This is a genomic window from Centipeda sp. (in: firmicutes) (assembly GCF_057271695.1).
On sequence record NZ_DBHIVL010000023.1, the window covers coordinates 26418 to 32871 of the forward strand.

At 59.7% G+C, this 6454-nt stretch carries 7 protein-coding genes; all 7 read right to left on the reverse strand.

The annotated features are described in order from the left end of the window. Positions 1-10 precede the first annotated feature (10 nt). Genes ACO6BQ_RS05245 through ACO6BQ_RS05275 form a run of 7 tightly spaced genes read right to left on the reverse strand, consistent with a single transcriptional unit; the run spans position 11 to position 6352 of the window. Positions 11-1675, reverse strand: a complete 1665-nt coding sequence (locus ACO6BQ_RS05245) for a formate--tetrahydrofolate ligase (protein ID WP_489119860.1) — start codon at positions 1673-1675, stop codon at positions 11-13. A gap of 5 nt (positions 1676-1680) precedes the next feature. Then, a complete protein-coding gene (gene folD / locus ACO6BQ_RS05250; RefSeq protein WP_489119861.1) occupies positions 1681-2547 on the reverse strand; it encodes a bifunctional methylenetetrahydrofolate dehydrogenase/methenyltetrahydrofolate cyclohydrolase FolD in 867 nt (288 codons plus the stop codon). Positions 2548-2573: 26 nt separating this feature from the next. Next, positions 2574-3422, reverse strand: coding sequence for a 4-hydroxybenzoate octaprenyltransferase (locus ACO6BQ_RS05255; protein ID WP_489119867.1), 849 nt, complete (start codon positions 3420-3422; stop codon positions 2574-2576). An 8-nt stretch (positions 3423-3430) separates the two neighbouring features. Further along, on the reverse strand, positions 3431-4891 hold the full coding sequence (locus ACO6BQ_RS05260; protein WP_489119862.1) for a menaquinone biosynthesis decarboxylase: 1461 nt from the start codon (positions 4889-4891) through the stop codon (positions 3431-3433). A gap of 11 nt (positions 4892-4902) precedes the next feature. After that, positions 4903-5748 (reverse strand): twin-arginine translocase subunit TatC, encoded by an 846-nt coding sequence (gene tatC, locus ACO6BQ_RS05265; RefSeq protein ID WP_489119863.1) that lies wholly within the window; start codon positions 5746-5748, stop codon positions 4903-4905. Positions 5749-5751: 3 nt separating this feature from the next. Next, positions 5752-5970: a twin-arginine translocase TatA/TatE family subunit gene (locus tag ACO6BQ_RS05270; protein WP_489119864.1), complete on the reverse strand. Its 219-nt coding sequence runs from the start codon at positions 5968-5970 to the stop codon at positions 5752-5754. A 22-nt stretch (positions 5971-5992) separates the two neighbouring features. Next, positions 5993-6352 (reverse strand): Sec-independent protein translocase subunit TatA/TatB, encoded by a 360-nt coding sequence (locus tag ACO6BQ_RS05275; protein ID WP_489119868.1) that lies wholly within the window; start codon positions 6350-6352, stop codon positions 5993-5995. Between the last annotated feature and the right edge of the window lie 102 nt (positions 6353-6454).

A 6454-nucleotide genomic window follows, 5' to 3' on the forward strand; every position in this document is an offset into this window, starting at 1 on the left:
TGCATCGTCCTCAGAACAGCCCCGTAATCACCCCGTCCTCAGTGATGTCCATGCCCATTGCCGCCGGCACCTTCGGCAGTCCCGGCATGGTGAGGATGTTGCCCGTGAGCGCGACGACAAAGCCCGCGCCGCAAGACGCACGCAGCTCGCGCACGGTGATGCGGAACCCTGTGGGACGTCCGAGAAGTGCGGGGTTGTCGGAAAGTGAGTACTGGGTCTTTGCCATACAGACGGGTGTCTCCGTCATGCCAAGCGTCTCCATCTCCGCCATCTGCTTCTGTGCCTCGGGTGTAAAGTCGACACCGTCCGCGCCGTAGATCTCGCGAGCGATGATTTCAATCTTTTCCGCAATGGATTTCTTGGCATCGTAAATTGGATGAAAGTCCGCTGTTCTTCCGAGCGCATCCTCGACCGCGTCTGCAAGGGCGAGGCCGCCCGCGCCGCCCTTCGCCCAGACTTCGGAGCGTGCACACTTCGCACCGAGCCGTGCACAGAGATCTTCGAGCAGGAGGAGCTCCGCCTCGGTATCCGTCGGAAACACGTTGACGGCAACGACGGCGGGTACGCCGAATTTGCTGATGTTCTCAATATGTTTTTCGAGATTCGCCGCGCCCTGCTTCAGCGCATCGAGGTTCTCCGTGCCGAGTGCGTGCTTCGGCACGCCTCCGTTCATCTTGAGCGCACGCACGGTGGCGACGATGACGACGGCATCGGGCTTCAGCCCTGCAAGGCGGCATTTGATATCAAAGAATTTCTCCGCACCGAGATCTGCGCCGAACCCCGCCTCCGTGACGACGTAATCCGCGCATTTCAGTGCGTACTTCGTCCCCATGACGCTGCTGCATCCGTGGGCGATGTTCGCAAAGGGGCCGCCGTGGATGAGTGCAGGGGTTCTGCCGATGGTCTGCACGAGGTTCGGCTTGATCGCATCCTTGAAGAGCAGGGTCAGTGCTCCCGTTGCGCCGAGTTCATCCGCATGAACGGGACGTCCGCCGCGCGTCCAGCCGATGAGGATGCGTCCGAGACGGCGTTTCATATCTGCCAGCCCGTCCGCAAGGCAGAGGATCGCCATCATCTCCGAGGCAACCGTGATGTCAAAGCCGGACTCACGCGGCACGCCGTGCACGCGCCCGCCAAGCCCCGTGACGACGTGGCGCAGGGCGCGGTCGTTGATGTCAAGCACGCGCTTCCACACAATGCGGTTCACATCGAGATCGAGCGCGTTGCCCTGAAAGATGTGATTGTCAATCAGTGCAGCGAGGAGGTTGTGCGCCGTCGTAATGGCGTGAAAGTCCCCCGTAAAATGGAGGTTGATGTCCTCCATCGGCACGACCTGCGCATAGCCGCCACCTGCCGCGCCGCCCTTCATGCCAAAGCACGGGCCAAGCGACGGCTCACGCAGGGCGACAATGGTTTTCTTGCCCTGCAGGTGGAGCGCGTCGGCAAGTCCGACGCTCGTTGTCGTCTTTCCCTCGCCCGCAGGGGTCGGGTTGATCGCCGTGACGAGGATCAGCTTCCCCTGCTTTCCGTGCGTGTCCGCAAATGCCTCAGGCGTCAGCTTCGCCTTATACCTGCCGTACGGCTCGATGTGCTCTTCAGCAATGCCGAGCGTCTTTGCAATCTCCGCGATGGGGCGCAGCTGTGCCGCGCGTGCAATCTCTACATCCGACTTCATCGTTGTCACTCTCCTCCCGCTTCCGTCTGCGCCTTCGCTGCCTGTACGACGTTCTCCATCAACATCGCAACCGTCAGCAGCCCCACCCCACCGGGTACGGGCGTGATCGCACCTGCGACCTGCTCCACCGCCTCAAAATCCACATCGCCAACGAGCTTCTTCGGTGCAATGCGATTGATGCCGACATCAATCACCGTCGCTCCCGGCTTCACCATATCTGCTGTGACGAAATGCGGCTGCCCGACCGCCGCAACGAGGATATCCGCCTCACGCGTGAGTGCGGCGAGATTTTTCGTCCGTGAGTGGCAGAGGGTCACGGTCGCGTGCCGTTCGAGGAGCAGCATCGCCATCGGCTTTCCGACGATATTGCTGCGCCCGATGATGACCGCGTGTGCGCCCTCCATCCGTATCCCCGCATATTCGAGCATACGGATGCAGCCCGCCGGCGTACAGGGGCGCAGCCCCGGTGTGCCGAGAAAGAGGTGTCCGACGCTCACGGGATGGAAGCCATCCACATCCTTGCGCGGATCGATGCGGCTCAGCACCTCCTCCGAACTCTCCGAAAGAGGCTTGGGCAGCGGCAGCTGCACAAGAATGCCGTGCACTTCCTCATCGGCGTTGAGCTCGTCGATACAGGCGAGCAGTTCCTCCCGCGTGGTCTCAGCGGGCAGTGATATGTGACGCGAGCGTATCCCCAGCTCCGCGCAAGATTTCTCCTTGTTGCGGACATAGACCTCCGAGGCGGGGTCATTGCCCACGATGATGACGGCAAGACGCGGATGGACGCCGCGTTCACGCAGAGCGATTGCGCCATGCTCGGCACTCGCCTTGATGCGCGCGGCAAACTCCTTGCCATACAGTATGCGTGCCATGATGCTCTCCTTTTCCCAGTGTTTCCTTACACCAAATAACTAATCCACGTAAAGACAAAAATTGCGATGGAAACAATCCCGTTTCTCATAAAATACATCTGCGTGACGCGCGAGAAGTCCGTTGGGCTGGCGATGCGGTGCTGATAGATGAGCGTTCCCACTGCGATGGCGACGCCGATGTAGTACGGGAATGCGAGATTCATCATCACACCGAGCAGCACAAAGAGGATGATCGACAGAACGTGCATCGCACGCGCGATCTGGAACGCCCCGTGTGCGCCGAACGTGACCGCAAGGGAGTGGAGTCCCTGACTGCGGTCGAACTCCTCGTCCTGCGATCCGTACATCGCATCGAACGCCGCTATCCAGAGCGCGACGGCAATGAAGAGGACGATCATCGGCAGTTCGATCTTGCCACTGATCGCCACCCAGCCGCCCGCAGGTGCCATGCCGATGGCAATGCCGAGGAAGATGTGCACCCAGCCCGTCACGCGCTTCATGTACGGATAGATGAGGAAGGGCGCGGCGGCAAACGGCAGGAGGCGGATGCAGACGGGATTCAGCTGCAGGACTGCAAATACAAGCACAAGGAGGCACACGCCTATAAAGACGAGCGCCTCCTTCTTTGTCACGCGCCCCTGCACCATCGCACGATAGGCGAGGCGGGGCTGCTGCTTGTCGTATTTCAGATCGGCGAGGTTGTCGAGAGCGAGTGCCGCCGAGCGCGCTGCCGTGATGGCGAGCACGATCCAGCCGAGCTCACCGAGCGGGGGGTTCCCCCCTGCCGCCAGAAGCGCACCCATGAGCGCGAACGGCAGGGAGAACACCGTATGATGAAAGGCGGTATTGTTCATGTGCGCCCGCAGACGCTCCATCCACCAGCTCAATCCAGACCGAACTCCTTCCACCGTTCATTGACACGTTTTACAATATCCTCCGACATTTCGATCTCATCGGGCCACTCGCGTGCGTGCCCTTCCTCCGGCCATGTCTTCGTCGCGTCGATGCCGAGCTTCGAGCCCCACTTTGCCATCGGCGAGGAGTGATCGAGCACGTCCAGAGGCCCCTGCACGATCTCAAGGTCATACTTCGCGTCGATGTTGTTGAAGACGCGCCACCAGACTTCCTTCATGTCCTGCACATTGACGTGCGCATCCACGACGATGATCATCTTGACGTTCATCATCTGTCCCATGCCCCAGAGTGCGTGCATGACCTTGCGCGCGTGCATCGGGAACTGCTTCTTGATGGAGACGACGATGCAGTCGTGGAACACGCCTTCAAGCGGCATATTGACATCGACGACCTCGGGCAGCATCTGCTTCAAGAGGGGCAGGAAGATGCGCTCTGTCGCCTTGGCGAGGAAGCAGTCCTCCATCGGCGGCTTGCCGACGACCGTCGCGGAGTAGATCGGGTTCTTGCGATGCGTAATCGCCGTGATGTGAAAGACAGGATAGTCGTCCGCGAGCGAATAGTAGCCCGTGTGATCGCCAAACGGCCCCTCGCGGCGCATCTCGTTCGTGTCGACATATCCCTCAAGGATGATCTCCGCCGTCGCGGGCACTTCGAGATCGACAGTGATGCACTTCACCATCTCGACGGATTTGTGGCGCAGGAAGCCCGCAAAGACCATCTCGTCGATGTCACGCGGGAGCGGTGCCGTCGCCGCATAGGTGACAACGGGGTCGGTGCCGATCGCGACCGCCGCCTCGATGCGCTCACCGCCGCGTGCCTTCATATCACGGAAGTTCTCCGCGCCGTTCTTGTGGATGTGCCAGTGCATCCCCGTCGTGCGGCTGTCGTACTTCTGCAGTCGGTACATGCCGACGTTGCGCTTGCCCGTCGCGGGGTTCTTCGTAAAGACGAGCGGCAGGGTCACGAACGGGCCGCCGTCATCCGGCCAGCATTTCAGAATGGGGATCTCGTCGAGGTTCGGATTCTCCGTCTCGATGACCTCCTGGCAGGGCGCATTCTTCACGTATTTCGGGAAGTTGATCGCCTTGCGCGCCATCGGGATCAGCGTCATGAGGTTCATCTTGTTCTGGAGCGAGATGTGCGGAATCTTGAGGATCTCTGTAAGCTCATCAGCGATGTCGTCGAGCTTCTCCACACCGAACGCGAGCGACATGCGCTCGTAGCTGCCGAATGCGTTCATGAGAACGGGCATCTTCGAGCCCTTGACGTTCTCAAAGAGCAGGGCGACGTTCTCCGCCCCCTCGCGCTTTGAGATGCGATCCGTAATTTCGGTGATTTCAAGCTCGGGATCGACCTCTGCCGTGATGCGTTTCAGAAGTCCGCGCTCCTCAAGCGCAGCGATGTATTCGCGCAGATCCTTATATGCCAAGATGTTCCCTCCTATTTTCTGAGTATATAGCGAACAATCAGATAGCCAACGCCGTACAGAACGATCATCGGCAGTGCAATCATCGACTGTGTGAATACGTCGGGTGTCGGCGAGATCACGGCGGCGATGATGAACGAGAGAAAGATGACAATGCGGGCGTACTTGCGCAAAAATGCGGATGAGATAAAGCCCAGCTTGCCGAGAATCGTGATGACGAGCGGCAGCTCAAAGACGAAGCCGAACGGCAGCACGAACATGATGACGAACTCAAAATAGCGGTTCACGGAGAAGAGTGCTTCGAGTTCTTCGTTGCCAAAGCCCTTGAAGAACATGATCGCCGCCGGGAAGACGAGGAAGAACGAGAACGCAAGCCCGAGGAAGAAGAGAATGACCGAGACGGGCACGACGATCCCGAGGACAAGCCGCTCCGCCCGCGTAAGTGCGGGCAGGAAGAACCGCCACACGTGATAGAAGATGACGGGCAGAGCGAGAAGAAAGCCCACGACGACAGCGATCTTGATGTAGGTAAAGAACGCCTCTGCGGGCTGCATATAGTAAAGCTTTCCGACCGGGACGGTCAGATAGTGCATGATGTCGTCAATGAAGTAGTAGCCGACACCGGAGCCAACCGCGATGGCGAGTAGGCACTTGATGAGACGCGAGCGCAGTTCCGTAAGGTGCGCAATGAGCGTCATGCTGCCGTCATCGTCTGCCGCAGTATCCTCCGCCGTCTCCGACGGCGTATGCGGCGTGGGTGTCGTCACCGGCGGAGCGTCGACGGGCAGCGCGGCGGACTGTTCCCCGCTCGCTGCTCCCTGCGATGCTCCTGCACCGACTTCTTTCGATTCCTCCGTCATGGGTCAGCTCTTTGCCTCTTTGCTCTCGCCGTTCTCGAGTTTCTTTGCTTCCTCGGTGACGTTGATCTCCGTGCGGGCATCGTCCTTCTCGTTGTTTGCCGACTTGAACTCCTTGATGCTCTTGCCGAGTGCCTTGCCAATGTCGGGCAGGCGACCGGGGCCGAAGACTACGAGACCGATGATAAGGATGAGGACGAGTTCGGGAACTCCCAGACCAAACATAAGAACCTCCTATAAAGATCCGTTACTGTGCTTTATTCTCCATCGCAGATGTATTCTGCTCTGCCTTGTGCGCCTCGACTGCCGCCACTGCGGTAGCTGCGGTCGGCGTTGCCGTGGGTGTCGGTGCTGCGGCAGGTACTTCCGTCGTCGCCTGTACCGTCTGTGCAGGCTGGGCAGCGGGCTGCGCCGCAGGTGTAGTTGCAGGCGGTGCGGGCGGCGGCTCAGGGGCATTGATCGCCGCAGTCAGAGCGTTCGATGCCTTGCGGAACTCGCGGATGCCCTTGCCGAGCGAGCGCCCCATCTCGGGCAGCTTGCCGGGGCCAAAGACGATGAGTCCCACGACCAAAATCAAAATAAGCTCGGGTACGCCAATGCCAAACATGGATATCTCCTTCTTATGGCTGATAAAGGAATCGCTGATAAAATAGCCCCTCAGATTGGCGTAGATTTTTTCGTCCGAACAAGGAGGCAAACCGGACGCATA